The following is a 17954-nucleotide window of genomic DNA, read 5'->3' on the forward strand; positions in this document are numbered from 1 at the left end:
CGCATGACTGAGCCGCCCGTGAGACAACAGACCACCAACGCCTTCTACGGCCAGGCCGTGGCCTCCTTCGCCGTGTCCATCGCGGCCGTCGCCGTCGGCATCGGCTACCTCGACGCCTCGGCCTGGGTGCGGGGCTTCCTCGCCATCGCGGTGCTCTACCTGACGACGTCCGCGTTCACCCTCGCCAAGGTGATCAGGGACCGGCAGGAAGTGGTGCAGATCGTCAGCAGGGTCGACCAGGCCCGCGTCGACAAGCTGCTCGCCGAGCACGACCCGTTCGGCACATCCTGACCGGGACCTGATCCCGGTTCCCGGGCCCAGGACAGGGTCTAAGCGCTTGCTCACCGTCAGAGGTATGGTGTCCCTCCCGAAAGCTGAAGGAGTGGGCGATGAGCGCGGCGGAGGAGATCGGCGGCGAGGAGCAGCCGTGGGGCGAGGTGAGCCCCGACGCGGCCAGGCGGCTGCTGATCGCCGCCGTCGAGGCCTTCGCCGAGCGCGGCTACCACGCGACGACCACCCGGGACATCGCGGGCCGCGCCGGGATGAGCCCCGCCGCGCTCTACATCCACTACAAGACGAAGGAAGAGCTGCTCCACCGCATCAGCCGGATCGGCCACGACAAGGCGCTCGCCATCCTGCGCACCGCGGCGGACGGCGAGGGCAGCGCCGCGGAACGGCTCGCGGCGGCCGTGCGCTCCTTCGTCGGCTGGCACGCCGCCCACCACATGACCGCGCGCGTCGTGCAGTACGAGCTCGACGCGCTCGGCGAGGAGCACCGCACGGAGATCGTCGCGCTGCGCCGCAGGTCGGACGAGGCGGTGCGGGACATCATCAACGACGGCGTGCGGGCGGGGGAGTTCGACGTCCCCGACGTGCCGGGCACCACGCTCGCCGTGCTCTCGCTCTGCATCGACGTCGCCCGCTGGTTCAACGTGGCGGGGCACCGGACGCCCGACGAGGTCGGCGCGCTCTACGCCGACCTCGTGCTGCGGATGGTGGGAGCGGCGGGCGCCAGGCCCGGGGAATCTCAGAAGTAGTAGCGCGACACCGTCTCCGCCACGCACGCGGGCTTGTCGCCGCCCTCGCGCTCCACGGTGACCTTCGCCGTCACCTGCACGCCGCCGTCCTTCGTCGGCGTGACGTCGGTGAGCTCGGCGGTGGCGCGCAGCCGGGAGCCGACCGGTACGGGGGAGGGGAAACGGACCTTGCCGGTGCCGTAGTTGATGCCCATCCTCATGTTCTCGACGCGCATGATCTGCGGCACCAGGCTCGGCAGCAGCGACAGGGTCAGGTAGCCGTGCGCGATGGTCGTGCCGAAGGGCCCCTGCGCCGCCTTCTCCGCGTCCACGTGGATCCACTGGTGATCGCCCGTGGCCTCGGCGAAGAGGTCGATCCGCTTCTGGTCGATCTCCAGCCAGTCGCTGTACCCGAGCTGTCCGCCGACTCCGGCGCGCAGTTCCTCGGCCGACGTGAAGATCTTCGGCTCCGCCATGTCCCTGGCCTCCTAGACGTATGCAGAAACGCACGCAGAAGCGTACGCAGACTAAGCGCTTGCTCAGCATGCGGTGTGCGCCGACGCGTGTCAACGGAGGTGCCAGTAGGGTTCGAGGGGTGCCCCAGATCCCAGAGAAGGTCAACGAACTCACGGTCGGCCAGCTCGCCGACCGCGGCGGCGTCGCCGTCTCCGCCCTGCACTTCTACGAGTCCAAGGGCCTCATCACCAGCCGCCGCACATCGGGCAACCAGCGCCGCTACCACCGGGACACGCTGCGCCGCGTCGCCTTCATCCGCGCCTCCCAGCGCGTCGGCATCCCGCTCTCCACGATCCGGGAGGCGCTCGACTCGCTGCCCGAGGAGCGCACGCCCAACCGCGAGGACTGGGCGCGCCTCTCGGAGGGCTGGCGCTCGGAACTGGACGAGCGCATCAAACAGCTGGGGCGGCTGCGCGACCACCTCACGGACTGCATCGGCTGCGGCTGCCTGTCCCTGGACACCTGCGTGCTCTCCAACCCCGACGACGTCTTCGGCGAGCGGCACAGCGGCTCCCGGCTCCTGGTGGACCGCAGGTCCCGCAGGACGTGACCCGCCGGATCCGACCCGTCGGCCGTGTCACCGGGTGACCACCGGAAATTCCCTGTGCGCCCCCTAGCCGCGAACGCGCCCCCGGCAGCACCGTGTTGGTACGCAAAGGAGCCGCGCACCGTACGTCGGCTTGCGCGCGGCACGTCGACGCCGACCGGGGGAGAGGCCGATGTCCGTTGTCATCTGCTCACTGCTGTGGGACACCGCGCGGCACGGACGGCAGTCCGTCAAGTACGACAGTGACGGCTACCACCTGGTGCGCTTCCCGTACGGCGCGGGCGACGAGTCGTACGACCCGTGGCACATGCACGACCCCGCGAAGGGCGGCGGGAGACCCTCGAAGTTCCCGGACGCCCGCTCGGGGCTGATATGGCCCAGCCACGAGGGCTGGGGAATGCTCTCCGCGATGGTCTTCTGGGAGGCAGACGCGAGGGCGACCGAGTTCCGCTCGCGCTACGTCAGGGACCCGCTGAGCCTGACCACCGGGTACGACTCGACCGCCACGACCGACATCACCCCGACCCGGGGCGGGCAGTACAGGACCTACCTCTGGCAGCTGTTCGTGCACCCGGACACACCCCTGGGCCTGAAGATCTCGGCACGCGGCGTGGGAGACGTGAAGCGTCCCACGCCGCTCATACACGCCCAGTTCAAGCTGGCCATCCACACGGACGTGAAGACGCCCTGACCGGCCCGCACCTCACGCCGGCACGAGGGGACGCAGCTGCCGCGCCTGCGCCCGCTCCACCGCGTCCGGCGTGAGGACGGGTGCGGGCACGACGATGCCGCAGCCCGTGCAGACCACTCCCGACGACGGCTCGTGCGCAAGCCCGTGCCGCCAGACGAGGTCGGTGTCCGCACAGACCGGGCAGGCCGCGCCCGGCTCCCTCTCCAGCGCCGCGATGAGCCGGCGCAGAACTTCGGCGAGGGGGGCGTGCGGGTGGATGTCCGGGTCGTCGCACCAGGCGATACCGCACCCTCCCCAGGTGCAGCGGTGCCAGTCGTCGACGCTCCCGGGGCGCCTGAGCCCGTCGTGCTTCTCCTTGCGGCGGCGCTCCGCGAAGCCCGCCTCGTAGGCGAGCCAGACCGCCCTCGCCGCCTCCAGCTCGTTCAGCGCCGCCACCAGCCGCGCCGGGTCGGGCGACCTGTCCTCCGGCCCCAGGCCGGCCCGGGAGCACAGATGGTCCCAGGTCGCCCGGTGTCCGTACGGCGCGAACCTCTCCAGGCACTTGCGCAGCGAGTACCGCCGCAGTGCCAGATCGCTCTGCGGATCACGCACCTGTCTCGCGAGACTCCGGAATCCGGCCATCGCCCTGCACCTCCGTCACACGTACTTCCGTACTGGTACCCGTGTTCCGTTTTCGCCGGCGCCGCTGTCGAGACGGGGCCCGTCACGGCCATCGATTCGAAACGACGTCGCCGAGTAGACGTATCGACTCGCGATTCGGCTCCCTCATCGCGCGACGTGTTTCGCCTGCCCGACCCGGCTGGGGTGATGCCTGCACAAGGGGGGCGCGTTGTGGTGATTCGGAAAAGCCGACGTATGTTCATCTTTCGAGTTCGCCAACTCGCCAGTAGCCTCCGGCGCATCGGTCTTCCGCAGGATCCGGAGGAGCACCCATGCGACGACGCGACGGCAGGCTCAGAACACTCACGGCGGGAGCGGCGCTCGCGCTCGGCGCCGCCCTCCTGGCGCCACTGCCCGGGGCCGTGGCCGATCCGGGCCATCCGGCGGCGAAGGGGCGGGCCGCAGGCGACGACGACTACTGCGGCAGCCAGTGCGCGGACATCCTGCCGCCCGGCGCGAACGGCAACGCGACCCTCGCCGAGATCCTCGCCCACCGGCTCCTTGGCACCCAACCCCCGCACGCGGACGACCAGTTGGGCCCCTACGACGCGCTCTCCTCCGGCTACACCTCGCTCACCGACGACCGCCTCACGGAGTTCTTCGACGATGCCTCCTTCGGGGTGCCCGACGGCCAGGCAGCCTCGGTCACCCGGCCGCGCGACGACGTGACGATCACCCGGGACAAGAAGTACGGCATCCCGCACATCAAGGGCACCACCCGCTACGGCACCGAGTTCGGCGCCGGGTTCGCCGCGGGCCAGGACCGGCTCTGGCTCATCGACCTCTTCCGGCACATCGGGCGCGGGCAGCTGACGTCGTTCGCGGGCGGCGCGCTCGCCAACCAGGGCCTGGAGCAGCAGTTCTGGCCGCAGGCCCCGTACACCGAGAAGGACCTGGAGAAGCAGGTCGAGTACATCAGGACGACGCAGGGCGAGCGCGGCAAGCAGGCCATGGAGGACGCGCAGGCCTACATCGACGGGCTCAACGCCTACCGCACGAAGTCGAAGGACGGCCGCTACTTCCCCGGCGAGTACGTCCTGACCGGCAAGATCGACGCGGTCACCAACGCAGGTGAGATAGCACCCTTCAAGATCACGGACATGATCGCGCTCGCCTCCGTGGTCGGCGGGCTCTTCGGCAACGGCGGCGGCGGAGAGGTCGAGTCCGCGCTGTCCCTCATGAAGTCCCAGGAGAAGTACGGCGTCGAGAAGGGCACCGAGGTCTGGGAGTCCTTCCGCGCCCGCAACGACCCCGAGGCCGTGCAGACCATCCACGACGGCACGAGCTTCCCGTACGCGGGCAAGCCGGCGAAGGCGCGCGGCACCGCCATGCCCGACCGGGGATCGGTCGAGCGCGAGCAGCTCGTGTACGACCGGACGGGCGGCGCGAGGACCGGCGCGAAGGACCCGGTGCAGGCGCCGAAGAAGCTCAAGCCGCTTCAGGGCATGTACGACAAGGGTGTCCTGCCCCCGGACCTGTTCCGGGCCGACGGCCACAAGAAGGGCATGTCGAACGCGCTGCTCGTCTCCGGCGCGCACACCGCGAGCGGCCACCCCGTCGCCGTCTTCGGCCCGCAGACCGGCTACTTCGCGCCCCAGCTCCTCATGCAGCAGGAGCTCCAGGGGCCTGGCATCAGCGCCCGCGGCGTCTCGTTCGCGGGCGTCGGCATGTACGTCCAGCTGGGACGCGGCCAGGACTACGCCTGGTCGGCCACCTCCGCCGGACAGGACATTACCGACACGTACGCCGTCGAGCTGTGCGAGCCGGGCGGCGGCGCCCCCACCAAGCAGTCGGCCGGCTACCTCTACCGGGGCACCTGCACGCCCATGGAGAAGCTGGAGCAGAAGAACGCCTGGAAGCCGACCCTCGCCGACTCCACGGCCGCGGGCTCCTACCGCATGCAGGTCTTCCGCACGAAGTACGGCGTCGTCACGCACCGCGCGAGCGTCGACGGCAAGCCCGTCGCGTACGTCTCGCTGCGCTCCACCTACCGCCACGAGGCCGACTCCATCATCGGCTTCCAGATGCTGAACGACCCCTCGTACGTCGACAACGCCACGACGTTCAAGAAGGCCGCCCAGCACATCAGCTACGCCTTCAACTGGTTCTACGCCGACTCGCGCGACATCGCGTACTACAACAGCGGCGCCAACCCCGAGCGCGCCGACAGCGTCGACCCCGCCCTGCCGGTCAAGGCCGGACAGGCCTACGAATGGCGGGACTTCGACCCGCAGGACAACACCTCGGCGCAGACCCCGCCCGCCGAGCATCCGCAGTCCGTCAACCAGGACTACTACATCTCCTGGAACAACAAGCAGGCCAAGGACTTCAGCACCGCGGGCTTCGGCATCAGCGCCGTGCACCGCGGCGACCTGCTCGACGGGCGCGTCAAGAAGCTCACCGAGGAGGGCGGGGTCACCCGCGCCTCACTCACCCGCGCCATGTCGGAGGCGGCCGTCACCGACCTGCGCGGCGAACAGGTGCTGCCCGAACTCCTCAAGGTGGTCACAAGCAAGCCGGTCACCGACCCGCAACTGGCCAAGGCCGTGCAGCAGTTGGACGCCTGGCGCAAGGCGGGCGCGCAACGCAACCAGACGGCGCCGGGATCGAAGACGTACGCCCACCCCGACGCCGTACGGATCATGGACGCCTGGTGGCCGCTCCTCGTCGAGGCCGAGTTCAAGCCCGGTATGGGCAAGGAGCTGTACGAGGCCCTGACCGCCCAGCTCGCCACCGACGAGGCGCCATCGGCGGGGCACGGACCCACCGGGGCGCACGCCGGATCGGCCTTCCAGTACGGCTGGTGGGGCTATGCCGACAAGGACCTGCGCACGGTCCTCGGGGAGCCGGTGAAGGGCGGGCTCGCCCAGACCTACTGCGGCGGCGGCGAGCTCGACGCCTGCCGCGACAGCCTGCTCACCACCCTCGCCCGCGCCGTCGCCGAGCCCGCCACCGAGGTCTACCCCGGTGACGAGGCGTGCAAGGCGGGCGAGCAGTGGTGCGCGGACTCCGTCATCCACCGGGCGCTCGGCGGCATCACGCACAAGCCGATCCAGTGGCAGAACCGCCCGACCTACCAGCAGGTCGTCGAATTCCCCCGGCACCGTCCGTAGCCGGACCCGCCATCAGCGCAGGGCGATCCGCCCGGCGGCGAACACGACACGCGCCAGTTCCTCGTGGCAGATGTCGCTGTGCGCGCCGGCGGGCGGGCCGCCCCGCCGCACCACCGACGACGTGTCGATGCTCACGCACCCCTCGGTGGGCACCCTTTCGCCCAGCTTGATGCGCCGGGTGCCGTCCACGGCCCGGATGCCGTTGTACCCGACGGCCCCCCACCGCTCCCACAGGTTGAGGAAGCTCGTGTCGTCGCCCGCCAGCTTCGACGCGAGCGGATACAGCCGCCCCAGGGCGTCGTCGAAGTGCGAGTAGCAGGCGACCAGCGGGCCGTCGATGCGGTGCTGCATGCCGTGCAGGGCGCCGCCGCGGAACCTGTCGTGCGGCAGCCGCTCGGCGAACGTGTAGTGCGAGAAGGCGCCCTCGAGCAGCGTCACCGACTTCACCGCGCGCACATCCGCAGGCATCCCGCGCAGCGCGTACGAGACGAGCCGGGCACCGAAGCTGTGCCCGAGGAGGTGCACCCGGATCGTCGGTACGTCCGCGGCGAGCAGGCCGATCGCCGGGCCGAGGCCCAGCTGGCCCACCGCGCCGGCCCGGCGCTTCATCGCGTAGTACGTGCCCTGCCGCAGCAGTTCGTGCGCGCCGTCCCACAGCCGCTCGCGCAGCTCACCGAGGAGCGCGGGCTCGCCGGTGTCCGAGCGCGCGGCGGCGAACACCTCGCACACCTGGACCGCGTCGTCGGTGAGCATGGCGGGCTCGCCCGCGCCGGTGTCCTGGCCGAAGTGGCGCGCCGGATGCGTCTCGCGCAGGGAGACCAGCTCGCGCACGCGCCGCCCGAACTCGTACATGCGGGACGGCACCCGGGAGCGCTCCGCGAGCAGTTCGGCGATCCGGTCCAGGGTCGCGCCGTGGTCGGGGAAGGCGCGGTCGAGCGCCCGCCGGGTGGCCGGGTCGAGCTCGGGGCGGCCGGGCGGGGTCGCGGGGACGGTGGGCGCGGCCGAGGGGTCGAAGTCGGGGATCGGTTCGTCGGGGAAGCGGATGGCGGGCCAGAGCACCCCGACGTAGCCGAGGCGCACCTCGGCCCCGCACAGGTCCTGGCAGGGGGTGAGGAAGCGCCGGTACAGCTTCCTGGCGTCCTCCTGATCGTTGTTCCAGCCGTGCGCGAAGACCAGCAGATCGGTGACGCGTTCACGTTCCGCGCCGGACAGCAGCTGGGCGCGCTGCGCCGTGTCGACGTCGCCGTCGGCGTCGAAGGTCAATTCCCAGTAGGGCTCCACGCCGGTATGGTCCTGCCGCCCGGCCCGGCTGGCCAGATGCCGCGCACGATCTGCGGGGGCGCGCTCTCAGGCGAGTTCCCGCTCCCGGGTCTCGGGCAGCGCGAGGACGCAGAGCAGCGAGACGACGGCCATCGCGCTCACGTACCAGCCCACCGACGAGGAGCCGAACGCCGCCTGTAGTCGGGTGGCCACCAGCGGCGAGACCGCGCCGCCGAGCACCCCGCCGAGGTTGTAGGCGAGCGAGGCGCCGGAGTAGCGGACGTTCGTGCCGAACAGCTCGGGCAGGTAGGCGCCCATCGGGCCGTAGACGACGCCCATGCAGAACAGCGCGCCGCCGAGGGCGAGGGCGATGAGCGCGGGCTGCCCGGTGTCGAGGAGCGGGAAGAGCACGAGCCCCCACACCACCGCGAGCGCCGCGCCCGCGAGGACCAGCCTGCGCCGCCCCGCACCGTCGGAGCGCGTCGCGGCGAGCCAGGTGCCGGCCGCGAGGAAGAGGCAGGCCACCAGGGAGAGGCCGAGCATCGTGTTGCGGGAGATGTGCAGGGTGCCGGTGGCGTACGAGAGGCAGTAGGTCGTGGCGGTGTAGAAGAGGCCGTACGCGACGACCATGCCGCCCGCGCCGAGCAGCAGTTCGCGCGGGTGGCGGCGGAGCACGTCGAGGGCGGGGACCTTGCTCGCCTCCTGCGCCGCCATGACCTTGGCGAAGACCGGCGTCTCACTGATCCGCAGCCGCACGAACAGGCCGACGCCGACCAGGACGAAGGAGAGCAGGAACGGCACGCGCCAGCCCCACGAGCGGAACGCGTCGTCGGAGAGTGTGGCCGAGAGCAGCCAGAAGACGGCGGTGGCCGCAAAGAAGCCGACGGACGGGCCGAGTTGGGGGAAGGCCGCGTACAGGCCGCGCTTCTTCCTCGGCGCGTGCTCCACCGCGAGCAGCGCCGCCCCGCCCCACTCGCCGCCGAGCCCGACGCCCTGGAGGAAGCGGAGCAGGATCAGCAGCACCGGGGCCCAGACGCCCCACGTGCCGTAGCCGGGCAGAAGACCCACGAGGGCGGTGGAGAGCCCCATCAGGAGCAGCGAGGCCACCAGGACCGACTTGCGCCCGACCCGGTCGCCGAAGTGCCCGAAGACCACCGAGCCGATGGGCCGGGCGGCGAACGCCACCGCGTACGTGGAGAACGACGCGAGGGTGGCGTTGACCGGGTCGAGGTTCGGGAAGAAGGCCTCGTTCAGGACGAGGGCGGCCGCCGTGCCGTAGATGTAGAAGTCGTAGAACTCGATGGCCGTCCCGATGAAAGAGGCCACGGCGACTCTGCGCAGGCTCTCGGGGCTCGCTTCCGCGTCCTGGACCTGCTGTTTCTCTGCTGCTGTCGCTTCGCTGTGCACGAGCGGCACTCTCATGGCGGATGCAGGGAGCAGTCAATACCCGGGACGGCTCGTCTCGGCTTCTGAGACCGCGTCACCCGGCGGGCCGCCGGTGGGCCGCCGTGACCTCGTGCAGATGGATCAGGATGTCGTGCGAGGGCGCGAGACGGATCTTGTACGGTCCGTCGGGCCACCCCGAGCCGATGCTGCGGGTCACGCGCGCCGTGCCGAGCCACTTCCTGGTGGCGGCGGGCAGCGTCCGCAGGTCCACGAAGTAGCCGTCGAGGCGCACCTTGTCGAGGGTGTGCTCGTTCATGCCGCGCGTGGCGGGGCCCACGGAGTACGACTTCCACCGTCCGTTGTCCGGGCCCTGCGCCATGAACGAGCCCCGGTCGAAGGTGAATCCGATGCTCGCGTACCGCTTGCCGAGGCGGTCGCGGAGGAAGGCGCCCTGCATCTTCGGATAGCGCGGGTCGTAGGACTCGTACGAGACATGGGCGTTGTGGGCCGACAGGAACACCTTGCCGCCCGTGTACCGCTGCCACCACGCGGTGTTCTGAGCCATCAGCCGGTCGCGGTACAGCATGGCGTCCTTCTTGCCCTCGTCCGTGTCGAGCGGGAAGGCGTACATGTCGGCGGTCTGTGCGACGGACCGGGCGTGGTGCAACGCGAGGCCGAGCGACGGGCTCTCCGCGCCCTTCTGACGGGACCTCAGCAACCGGTACGCCGTGCCCGCCTTCTTCGCCAGCGCCTCGCGTTCCGCGAGCGGCCGCCCCATGTAGGTGTCGCCGTCCGTCAGGCGGCGCAGCGGCGCGTACAGCCCGTCGATCCGCGGGAGCAGATCCGGCTCGTGCGCGCGCACGTAGTCCCGCACCCCGTCGAAGAGCTCCACGCCCTGCTCCGGGTAGTTGAGGTCGTTGCCCATGAAGCGCAGCTCGCGCTCCGGATGCCGTTCGTTGTACGCGCGCATCCAGCGCAGCAGATGCACGTACTCGTCCGTGTCCCACGGCGTCTTCGCCAGCTCCCGGTGGACCAGTTCGCGCGCATCGCCCGCGCCTCCCCGCACATAGGCGTCGAAGCGCAGCCCCGTCGTCCAGCTGACCTCCTGGGCGAAGGTGGTGAACCCCTTCTCGGCCACGAGGTGGCGGAAGACCCGCTCCTTCATGGTGAAGAACTCGTGGGATCCGTGCGTCGCCTCGCCGAGACCCACCACGGAGGCGTCGCCCACCATCCGCCCCAGCGGCCGCAGGTCCTTGGCGGCGCCGCCCGGGGTGGTCGAGCGCAACGGGTGGGCCGCACGCTCGATCGCCGCGACCGGACCGGCGGGACGCTGCGTGGCCACCGCGGCCCCGGGAGCGAGCAGCGCGCCCGCCCCGGCCACCGCCACCAGCAGGAGCGGAACCCCGCGCCGCGTCACCCGTGTTGTCATGCCTGCCTCCCCGACGTGCCGGAATCCCCGGTGGATTCCGCGTGGCGGATCACGGTCCCGTGCGGGCGGACACGGCACCATCCGGCAGGCACCCGCAGGCCCGGTGGGGTCTGCCCCACCGCGGCCGCGGCGTGTACGTTCGACGGCATGGCTGAATTCATCCTCGTGGCAGGCGCATGGCTCGGCTCGTGGGCATGGGAGGACGTGGCGCAGGAGCTGCGGGCGGCCGGGCACGGCGCCCACCCCCTGACGCTCTCCGGGCTCGCGGACAAGCAGCACGTGCCGGCCGGACAACAGACCCATGTACAGGACATCCTCGACGAGGCCGAGCGCCTCGGCCCGCGGGACGTCGTCCTCGTCGGGCACAGCTACGCGGGCATCCCCGTCGGCCAGGCCGCGGAGCGGATAGGCGACCGGCTGGCCCGTGTCGTGTTCGTCGACTCCAACGTCCCCGTCGACGGGGAGTCGTTCGCCTCCCTGTGGTGGCAGGGCGAGCCGGCCTTCGAGGCCCTGCTCGCGAAGGGCGACGGCTCCTGGTCGCCGAGCGCGGGGGACTTCGACGGACAAGGCCTGGACAGCGAGCAGGTCGCCCGGATCGCGAGCGGCGCGACACCGCACCCGGGCGCCACCCTGACCGAGCCCGCCGTGCTCGAACGCTCGCTGGACGAGCTGCCCGCGACGTACGTCAAGTGCCTGCTCGACGGGGAAGAGCCGCTGGAGGAGGTCGCCGACCTGCTCAAGAGCGAGCACTGGCGGCTCGTCGAGATGGACACCGGGCACTGGCCGATGTTCTCCCAGCCGCGCGAGCTGGCCCGGATCCTGCACGCGAGCGTACGCGCCTGAGCGGTCCGGGCACCGCCCCTCCACCCGCGCCGCCCCCCTTTCCCCGCGACATACCGACTGGTTAGTCTGCCGGGGAAGCCGAGCCGCGGGTGAAGGAGAACGAGCGTGGAGACCTTGCAGGACAAGGGAGTCGTCGTCACCGGCGGGGGAGGCGGGATCGGAGCCGCGCTGGCCCGCCGCTTCGCCGCCGAGGGGGCCCGCGTCGTCGTCAACGACCTGGACGGCGACAAGGCGCGGGCGGTCGCCGACGAGGTGGGCGGCATCGCCGTGCCGGGCGACGCCTCCGTGATCGTGCCGGAGGCCAGGGAGGCGCTCGGCGGCACGGTCGACGTGTACTGCGCCAACGCCGGGCTCGGCTCCGGCGGCAGCGAGGCCGCGCCCGAGGAGGTCTGGGCCACGGCCTGGGACGTCAACGTCATGGCGCACGTACGGGCGGCGAACGCGCTGCTGCCGCAGTGGCTGGAGCGCGGCAGCGGCCGCTTCGTCTCCACGGTCTCCGCGGCGGGACTGCTCACCATGATCGGCGCCGCGCCCTACAGCGTCACCAAGCACGGGGCGTACGCCTTCGCCGAGTGGCTCTCGCTCACGTACCGCCACCGCGGCGTCAAGGTCCACGCGATCTGCCCGCAGGGCGTGCGCACCGACATGCTCACCGCGAGCGGCACCGCGGGCGACCTCGTGCTCACCCCCACCGCGATCGAGCCCGCGGACGTCGCCGCCGCGCTCTTCGCGGGCATGGCCGAGGACCGCTTCCTGATCCTGCCCCACCCCGAGGTCGCCGCGTACTACCGGGCCCGCGCGGATACCCCCGACAAGTGGCTGGCCGGCATGAACCACATCCAGCAGAAGTGGGAGGCGACGCAGCGGTGAACGACTCCCATCCCGCCCGGTCCGGTTACGCGGCCAAGCCCTGGCTCGCCCGCCTCAACGACGCCCAGCGCGGCCCCGTCCACCCCGCAGCCTCCCTGCCGCACGCCTTCCGGGACGCCGTCGCCAGGGCCCCCGGGCACACCGCCCTCGCCTACTTCGACGGACGCCTGACCTACCGCGAGACGGATGCCCTTTCCGACTCCGTCGCCGGGCACCTGGCCGCGCGCGGCGTCGAACGCGGCGACCGCGTCGCCATCCTCCTGCAGAACACCCCGCACTTCGTGCTCGCGCTCCTCGGCGCGTGGAAGGCGGGCGCGACCGTCGTCCCCGTCAACCCCATGTACAAGTCCGCCGAGGTCGGCCACGTCCTCGCGGACGCCGGGGTGAGCGTGCTGATCTGCTCGGACCGCGCCTGGGAGACGTATCTGCGCGAGACGGCGGCAGGATCGCCGGTGCGCGTCGTCCTCACCGCCTGCCAGCTCGACCTGCAGACCCGCAACGACACCCGCGTCCTGGACTTCGAGCGCCTGCCGGTGCCCGCCGACGCCGACGACCTGGTGGCGGTCGCGCGCCAGGGGCACGAGGCCCCCGCCGACCGCGAGCCTCGCCCGTCCGACGTGGCGCTGATCAGCTACACCTCGGGCACCAGCGGCACCCCCAAGGGCGCCATGAACACCCACGGCAACATCACCTACAACGCCGAACGCCAGCGCACAGGATCCGGGATACCGGAAGGCTCCTGCTACTTCGCGATGGCGCCGCTCTTCCACATCACCGGCATGGTCGCGCAGGTCGCGGCCTGTATCGCCAACGCGGGCACGCTCGCCCTCGCCTACCGCTTCGAGGCCGGCGTGGTCCTCGACGCCTTCGCCGAGCACCGCCCCGCGTACACCGTCGGCCCCTCCACGGCCTTCATGGCGCTGGCCGCCCACCCCTCGGCGACCCGCGCGCACTTCGACTCCTTCGTGCTGATCTCCTCGGGCGGCGCGCCGCTGCCGCCCGCCCTGGTCGAGAAGTTCCGCGCCTCCTTCGGCCCCTACCTGCACAACGGCTACGGCCTCACCGAGTGCACCGCGCCCTGCGCCTCCGTGCCGCCGGGCCAGGAGGCCCCGGTCGACCCGGTCTCCGGCACCCTCGCCGTCGGCGTCCCGGGTCCCGAGACGGTCGTACGCATCCTGGACGACCACGGCCGCGAGGTGCCGTTCGGGGAGCAGGGCGAGATCGCCGTACGCGGACCGCAGGTGGTGCCCGGCTACTGGCGGCGCCCCGACGCCACCGCGGAGTCCTTCCCCGACGGCGAACTGCGCACCGGCGACATCGGGTTCATGGACCCGCGGGGCTGGCTCTACGTCGTCGACCGGAAGAAGGACATGATCAACGCGTCCGGCTTCAAGGTCTGGCCGCGCGAGGTCGAGGACGTCCTGTACGCCCACCCCGCCGTGCGCGAGGCGGCCGTCGTCGGAATCCCCGACAGCTACCGGGGCGAGACCGTCAAGGCGTACGTCAGCCTGCGTCCGGGCGACGGAACAGGACCCGACGAGCTGGCCGCGTACTGCAAGGAGCGGCTCGCCGCGTACAAATACCCGCGCGAGGTCGAGGTCCTGACGGAGCTGCCGAAGACGACAAGTGGGAAGATCCTCCGGCGGGAACTGCGTTCCCGCACCCGGCAGGACAAGTGACGCGAAAGGCAGGTGGCGACAGTGGCCCGAACGACGGACGGTGAAAGCACACCCGTCCCACAGCGCCTGCTGGCCGCCGCCACCAGGCTCTTCGCCGACCACGGCTACGACCGTACGTCGGTGCAGGAGATCGTGGAGGCGGCCGGCGTCACCAAGGGCGCGCTCTACCACTACTTCGGCTCCAAGGACGACCTCCTGCACGAGGTCTACGCCCGCATGCTCCGCGTCCAGCAGGAGCGCCTCGACACCATCGCCGACGCCGACGCCCCGGTCGAGCGGCGGGTGCGGGACGCCGCCGCGGACGTCGTGGTCACCACCATCGACAACCTCGACGACGCGTCGATCTTCTTCCGCTCCATGCACCACCTCAGCCCGGAGAAGAACAAGCAGGTCCGCGCCGAACGGCGCCGCTACCACGAGCGGTTCCGTGCGCTGATCGAGGAGGGCCAGGAGTCGGGCGTCTTCTCCACGGCGACCCCGGCCGACCTGGTCGTGGACTACCACTTCGGCTCCGTCCACCACCTGTCCACCTGGTACCGGCCCGAGGGACCGCTCACCCCGCAGCAGGTCGCCGACCACCTCGCGGACCTGCTGCTGAGGGCGCTGCGGCCATGAGGTGACCGGGCGGCCGGTCGCCCGCGGGAGCAGGCCTCAGACGCCGTCCTTGTGGCCGTTCGCGACGAGCAGCTGCTCCATGCTCTCGTGGGCGCGGGCGGCCTCGGTGTTGCTCTCGTCGTGGAACGTCCTGAGGTACTGGAAGAGGGCGCTCACGCAGGCGTCCCGCCCCTCGTACTGGGCGTCGTCCACGAGCCGGCAGTCCTTCGAGATCTCCCTCAGCCGCCCGTCGGGAGTGGTGTACACCGGGTGCCAGACCAGCTTCACGTCCGGGTTCAGCCGCTGGACCAGCCGCAGCTGCGGGATTTCCTGCGAGATGAGGACGCTCTCGGGGGCGTAGGCCCGCATGAAGATGTGCACGGGTCCGGTCGCACGCGCCACGAAGGCCTTGGACAGCACGTTCCACATCGGCGTCTTCAGCTTCCAGTCCGAGTGCACCTCAAGGACGTTGAGCACGCCGCCGATCCGGGTCCGCTCCAGCGGGGTGTGGCCTTTCCCGTACGCGTAGTCGCTGGCCGCGATCCCGCCCGACCACAGGGCCATGGTGGGCGTCCTGATCTCCAGGTGCTCCGTCATGAGCCTGACGAACTCCTGGTACCACGTGTTCGACGCGCGCAGTTCGCGCCGCTCCTGGTGGTCGGCCGTCCTCGCCCTGGCCTCGTCGTTCAGCGCGCCCTGCGAGTCGACCCCGCCGAGCAGCAGCTGCCACGCGTCGTCCGCGGCGGCCTGGGGGATGCCCGCGGCCCTCGTCAGCTCCTGGTACGGCCCCCACTCGGGGTGCTCGGTGGGCCGCGTGGCGTAGTGCTCGCCCGTGCCGCCCGTCTGACGCTGCACCCAGAGCGAGACGGCCGCGTTCCCCGCGCGCCGCTGCAACGCGGCCAGGCCCGTGGGGGGCGCCGCACGCCCGGCGGCGGCCCGCGCCGTCGCCTGCCGCTGCGAAGCTGTCGTCCGGGTCTCGCGCACGCTCATCCGCCCCTCCGGTTGCTTCCGCCGATCCTAGACGCGGCGGGAGCAACCGGAAGAGTGCGAAAGGGCAAGCAGGAGGGCATGCGCGACCCCCGCGCCGCCTACAGGTACTTCTTCAGCTCCCGCCGGGCGAGCGAGCGCTGGTGCACCTCGTCGGGACCGTCCGCGAGCCGCAAGGTCCGGGCCGCCGCCCAGAGTTCGGCCAGCGGGAAGTCCTGGCTGACGCCGCCCGCGCCGTGCAGCTGCACCGCCCGGTCCAGGATGTCGACCACCGCGCGGGGCGTCGCGATCTTGATGGCCTGGATCTCCGTGTGCGCGCCCTTGTTGCCGACGGTGTCCATCAGCCAGGCCGTCTTGAGGACGAGCAGCCGCAGCTGCTCGACCGCGACCCGCGCGTCCGCGATCCACTCCTGCACGACGCCCTGCTGGGCCAGCGGCTTGCCGAAGGCGGTGCGGGCCACCGCCCGTTCGCACATCAGCTGAACGGCCCGCTCCGCCATGCCGATCAGCCGCATGCAGTGGTGGATGCGCCCCGGACCGAGCCGCGCCTGCGCGATGGCGAAGCCGCCGCCCTCCTCGCCGACGAGGTTGTCGACGGGCACCCGGACACGGTCGAGGACGACCTCCGCGTGGCCTCCGTGGTAGTGGTCCTCGTACCCGTACACCCGCATGGCGCGCCGCACTTCGAGGCCGGGGGTGCTGCGCGGGACGAGCACCATGGACTGCTGGCGGCGGATGTCCGCGCCGTCCGGGTCGGTCTTGCCCATCACGATGAAGACGCCGCAGTCGGGGTTCATCGCGCCGGAGATGTACCACTTGCGGCCCGTGATGACGTAACTGTCGCCGTCGCGCTCGATGAGCGTGGTGATGTTCGTGGCGTCGGAGGAGGCCACCTCCGGCTCGGTCATCGCGAAGGCCGAACGGATCTCACCGGCGAGCAGCGGCTCCAGCCAGCGCTTCTTCTGCTCGTCGGTGCCGAACTGCGCGAGCAGCTCCATGTTGCCGGTGTCGGGCGCCGCGCAGTTCAGCGCGGTGGGCGCCAACTGCGGTGAGCGGCCGGTGATTTCCGCGAGCGGCGCGTACTGGAGGTTGGTCAGCCCCGCGCCGTGCTCGGCGTCGGGCAGGAACAGGTTCCACAGGCCCTGCCTGCGGGCCTCGGCCTTCAGCTCCTCGACGACGGCGGGCGTGTCCCACGGCGAGGCCAGTGCGGCGCGCTGCTCGTCGGCGACCGCCTCCGCCGGGTACACGTGCTCGTCCATGAAGGTGAGCAGCCTGGCGCGCAGCTCTTCGGTGCGGGCGTCGTATGCGAAGTCCATGGCGTGCGTCTCAGCCTTCCTGTCGTCCCCGGAGCGTGGCGCGGCCGTGCTCGATGAACACGGGCACCAGCTCGCCGATCCGGTCGAAGCCCGCGCCGACCGTCTGCCCCAGCGTGTAGCGGTAGTGAATGCCTTCAAGGATCACGGCGAGCTTGAACCACGCGAACGCCGTGTACCAGGAGACGGCCGACACGTCGCGGCCCGAGCGGGCGGCGTACCGCTCGATCAGCTCGGCCGGGTCGGGGTGTCCCGGCGCGCCCGCCGTGGTGCTGACGGGGGAGTCGGGCACCTCCAGCTTCGCGCTGTACATCACGAGCAGGCCGAGGTCGGTGAGCGGGTCGCCGAGCGTGGACATCTCCCAGTCGAGGATGGCCTTGATCCGGTCGTCGTCGCCGATCAGGACGTTGTCCAGGCGGTAGTCACCGTGCACGACCGTGGGCGCGGGGGAGTCGGGCAGTGCGCGGCCGAGCGCGGCGTGCAGCTCGTCGATGCCGTCGAGCTCGCGGTTGCGGGAGGCGTCCAGCTGCTTGCCCCAGCGGCGCAGCTGCCGGTCGAGGAAGCCCTCGGGCCGGCCGAAGTCGCCGAGCCCCACCGAGGCGGGGGCCACCGCGTGCAGGTCCACGAGGGTGTCGACGAGGCCGAGGACGGCGGCGCGGGTGCGCTCGGGGCCGAGCGGCGCGAGCTCCTGGGCGGTGCGGTACGGCGTCCCGTCCACGTACTCCATGACGTAGAAGGGCGCCCCGATCACGGCGTCGTCCTCGCACAGGAGGACCGGCGCGGGCACCGGCACGTCCGTCGGGTGCAGGGCCGCTATGACCCGGTGCTCGCGCTTCATGTCGTGCGCGGTGGCGAGGACATGGCCGAGCGGGGGGCGGCGGACCACCCAGCGCGAGGCGCCGTCCGTCACCGCGTACGTGAGGTTCGACCGGCCGCCCTCGATGAGCCGGGCGGTGAGCGGCCCGCCGGCCAGACCTGGCCGCTCGCGGTCGAGGTGGCCGCGCAACTGGTCGAGGTCGAGGCCCGGCGGGTGGTCTGAGCTCATTTTTC

17 protein-coding genes are annotated in these 17954 nt (G+C 71.6%); 9 read left to right on the forward strand and 8 right to left on the reverse strand.

Annotated elements, in window-relative coordinates; all coding sequences use genetic code 11:
* The first annotated feature begins 3 nt into the window (after nucleotides 1–3).
* Nucleotides 4–291 (forward strand): YiaA/YiaB family inner membrane protein, encoded by a 288-nt coding sequence (locus ACFVYR_RS22660; protein ID WP_384251493.1) that lies wholly within the window; start codon nucleotides 4–6, stop codon nucleotides 289–291.
* Nucleotides 292–389: 98 nt separating this feature from the next.
* On the forward strand, nucleotides 390–1037 hold the full coding sequence (locus tag ACFVYR_RS22665; protein ID WP_384251495.1) for a TetR/AcrR family transcriptional regulator: 648 nt from the start codon (nucleotides 390–392) through the stop codon (nucleotides 1035–1037).
* On the opposite strand, the gene ACFVYR_RS22670 is transcribed toward ACFVYR_RS22665, so the two are convergent.
* Nucleotides 1028–1492, reverse strand: a complete 465-nt coding sequence (locus tag ACFVYR_RS22670; RefSeq protein ID WP_384251497.1) for a MaoC family dehydratase — start codon at nucleotides 1490–1492, stop codon at nucleotides 1028–1030. The genes ACFVYR_RS22665 and ACFVYR_RS22670 overlap by 10 nt on opposite strands.
* 119 nt (nucleotides 1493–1611) lie before the next feature.
* On the opposite strand from ACFVYR_RS22670, the gene soxR reads away from it, so the two are divergent.
* Entirely contained in the window at nucleotides 1612–2082 is a 471-nt protein-coding gene (gene soxR, locus ACFVYR_RS22675; RefSeq protein ID WP_384251500.1) for a redox-sensitive transcriptional activator SoxR, read from the forward strand.
* A 169-nt stretch (nucleotides 2083–2251) separates the two neighbouring features.
* A complete protein-coding gene (locus tag ACFVYR_RS22680; RefSeq protein ID WP_384251501.1) occupies nucleotides 2252–2770 on the forward strand; it encodes a hypothetical protein in 519 nt (172 codons plus the stop codon).
* Between the two features lie 12 nt (nucleotides 2771–2782).
* Here the strand turns inward: ACFVYR_RS22680 and ACFVYR_RS22685 are convergent, their stop codons facing one another.
* Entirely contained in the window at nucleotides 2783–3391 is a 609-nt protein-coding gene (locus tag ACFVYR_RS22685) for a hypothetical protein (protein ID WP_384251504.1), read from the reverse strand.
* A 311-nt stretch (nucleotides 3392–3702) separates the two neighbouring features.
* On the opposite strand from ACFVYR_RS22685, the gene ACFVYR_RS22690 reads away from it, so the two are divergent.
* Nucleotides 3703–6543 (forward strand): penicillin acylase family protein, encoded by a 2841-nt coding sequence (locus tag ACFVYR_RS22690; RefSeq protein WP_384251506.1) that lies wholly within the window; start codon nucleotides 3703–3705, stop codon nucleotides 6541–6543.
* A 12-nt stretch (nucleotides 6544–6555) separates the two neighbouring features.
* Here ACFVYR_RS22690 and ACFVYR_RS22695 read toward each other — a convergent pair whose 3' ends face one another.
* The 3 genes from ACFVYR_RS22695 to ACFVYR_RS22705 all read right to left on the reverse strand — a co-directional run bounded on the left by ACFVYR_RS22695 (nucleotide 6556) and on the right by ACFVYR_RS22705 (nucleotide 10618).
* Nucleotides 6556–7824: a serine-threonine protein kinase gene (locus tag ACFVYR_RS22695; protein WP_384251509.1), complete on the reverse strand. Its 1269-nt coding sequence runs from the start codon at nucleotides 7822–7824 to the stop codon at nucleotides 6556–6558.
* A gap of 66 nt (nucleotides 7825–7890) precedes the next feature.
* Nucleotides 7891–9225: an MFS transporter gene (locus ACFVYR_RS22700; protein ID WP_384251511.1), complete on the reverse strand. Its 1335-nt coding sequence runs from the start codon at nucleotides 9223–9225 to the stop codon at nucleotides 7891–7893.
* A gap of 58 nt (nucleotides 9226–9283) precedes the next feature.
* Nucleotides 9284–10618 carry an erythromycin esterase family protein gene (locus tag ACFVYR_RS22705; protein WP_384251514.1) on the reverse strand — a complete coding sequence of 445 codons (1335 nt, stop codon included), beginning with the start codon at nucleotides 10616–10618 and terminating at the stop codon, nucleotides 9284–9286.
* Between the two features lie 147 nt (nucleotides 10619–10765).
* On the opposite strand from ACFVYR_RS22705, the gene ACFVYR_RS22710 reads away from it, so the two are divergent.
* The 4 genes from ACFVYR_RS22710 (at nucleotide 10766) to ACFVYR_RS22725 (ending at nucleotide 14625) form a co-directional block, all read left to right on the forward strand.
* Nucleotides 10766–11461, forward strand: coding sequence for an alpha/beta fold hydrolase (locus ACFVYR_RS22710; RefSeq protein ID WP_384251516.1), 696 nt, complete (start codon nucleotides 10766–10768; stop codon nucleotides 11459–11461).
* Between the two features lie 105 nt (nucleotides 11462–11566).
* On the forward strand, nucleotides 11567–12331 hold the full coding sequence (locus ACFVYR_RS22715; protein ID WP_384251518.1) for an SDR family oxidoreductase: 765 nt from the start codon (nucleotides 11567–11569) through the stop codon (nucleotides 12329–12331).
* On the forward strand, nucleotides 12328–14010 hold the full coding sequence (locus tag ACFVYR_RS22720; protein ID WP_384251520.1) for a class I adenylate-forming enzyme family protein: 1683 nt from the start codon (nucleotides 12328–12330) through the stop codon (nucleotides 14008–14010). The genes ACFVYR_RS22715 and ACFVYR_RS22720 overlap by 4 nt, the downstream gene beginning before the upstream one ends.
* Nucleotides 14011–14031: 21 nt before the next feature.
* Entirely contained in the window at nucleotides 14032–14625 is a 594-nt protein-coding gene (locus ACFVYR_RS22725; RefSeq protein WP_384251522.1) for a TetR/AcrR family transcriptional regulator, read from the forward strand.
* Nucleotides 14626–14661: 36 nt separating this feature from the next.
* Here ACFVYR_RS22725 and ACFVYR_RS22730 read toward each other — a convergent pair whose 3' ends face one another.
* The 3 genes from ACFVYR_RS22730 to ACFVYR_RS22740 form a co-directional block, all read right to left on the reverse strand.
* Nucleotides 14662–15594 (reverse strand): hypothetical protein, encoded by a 933-nt coding sequence (locus ACFVYR_RS22730; RefSeq protein ID WP_384251524.1) that lies wholly within the window; start codon nucleotides 15592–15594, stop codon nucleotides 14662–14664.
* Between the two features lie 98 nt (nucleotides 15595–15692).
* Nucleotides 15693–16907 carry an acyl-CoA dehydrogenase family protein gene (locus tag ACFVYR_RS22735; protein ID WP_384251526.1) on the reverse strand — a complete coding sequence of 405 codons (1215 nt, stop codon included), beginning with the start codon at nucleotides 16905–16907 and terminating at the stop codon, nucleotides 15693–15695.
* A 10-nt stretch (nucleotides 16908–16917) separates the two neighbouring features.
* On the reverse strand, nucleotides 16918–17949 hold the full coding sequence (locus tag ACFVYR_RS22740) for a phosphotransferase family protein (protein ID WP_384251528.1): 1032 nt from the start codon (nucleotides 17947–17949) through the stop codon (nucleotides 16918–16920).
* Nucleotides 17950–17954: the final 5 nt, after the last annotated feature.

This window comes from Streptomyces sp. NPDC058284, from assembly GCF_042881135.1.
GTDB lineage: Bacteria > Actinomycetota > Actinomycetes > Streptomycetales > Streptomycetaceae > Streptomyces.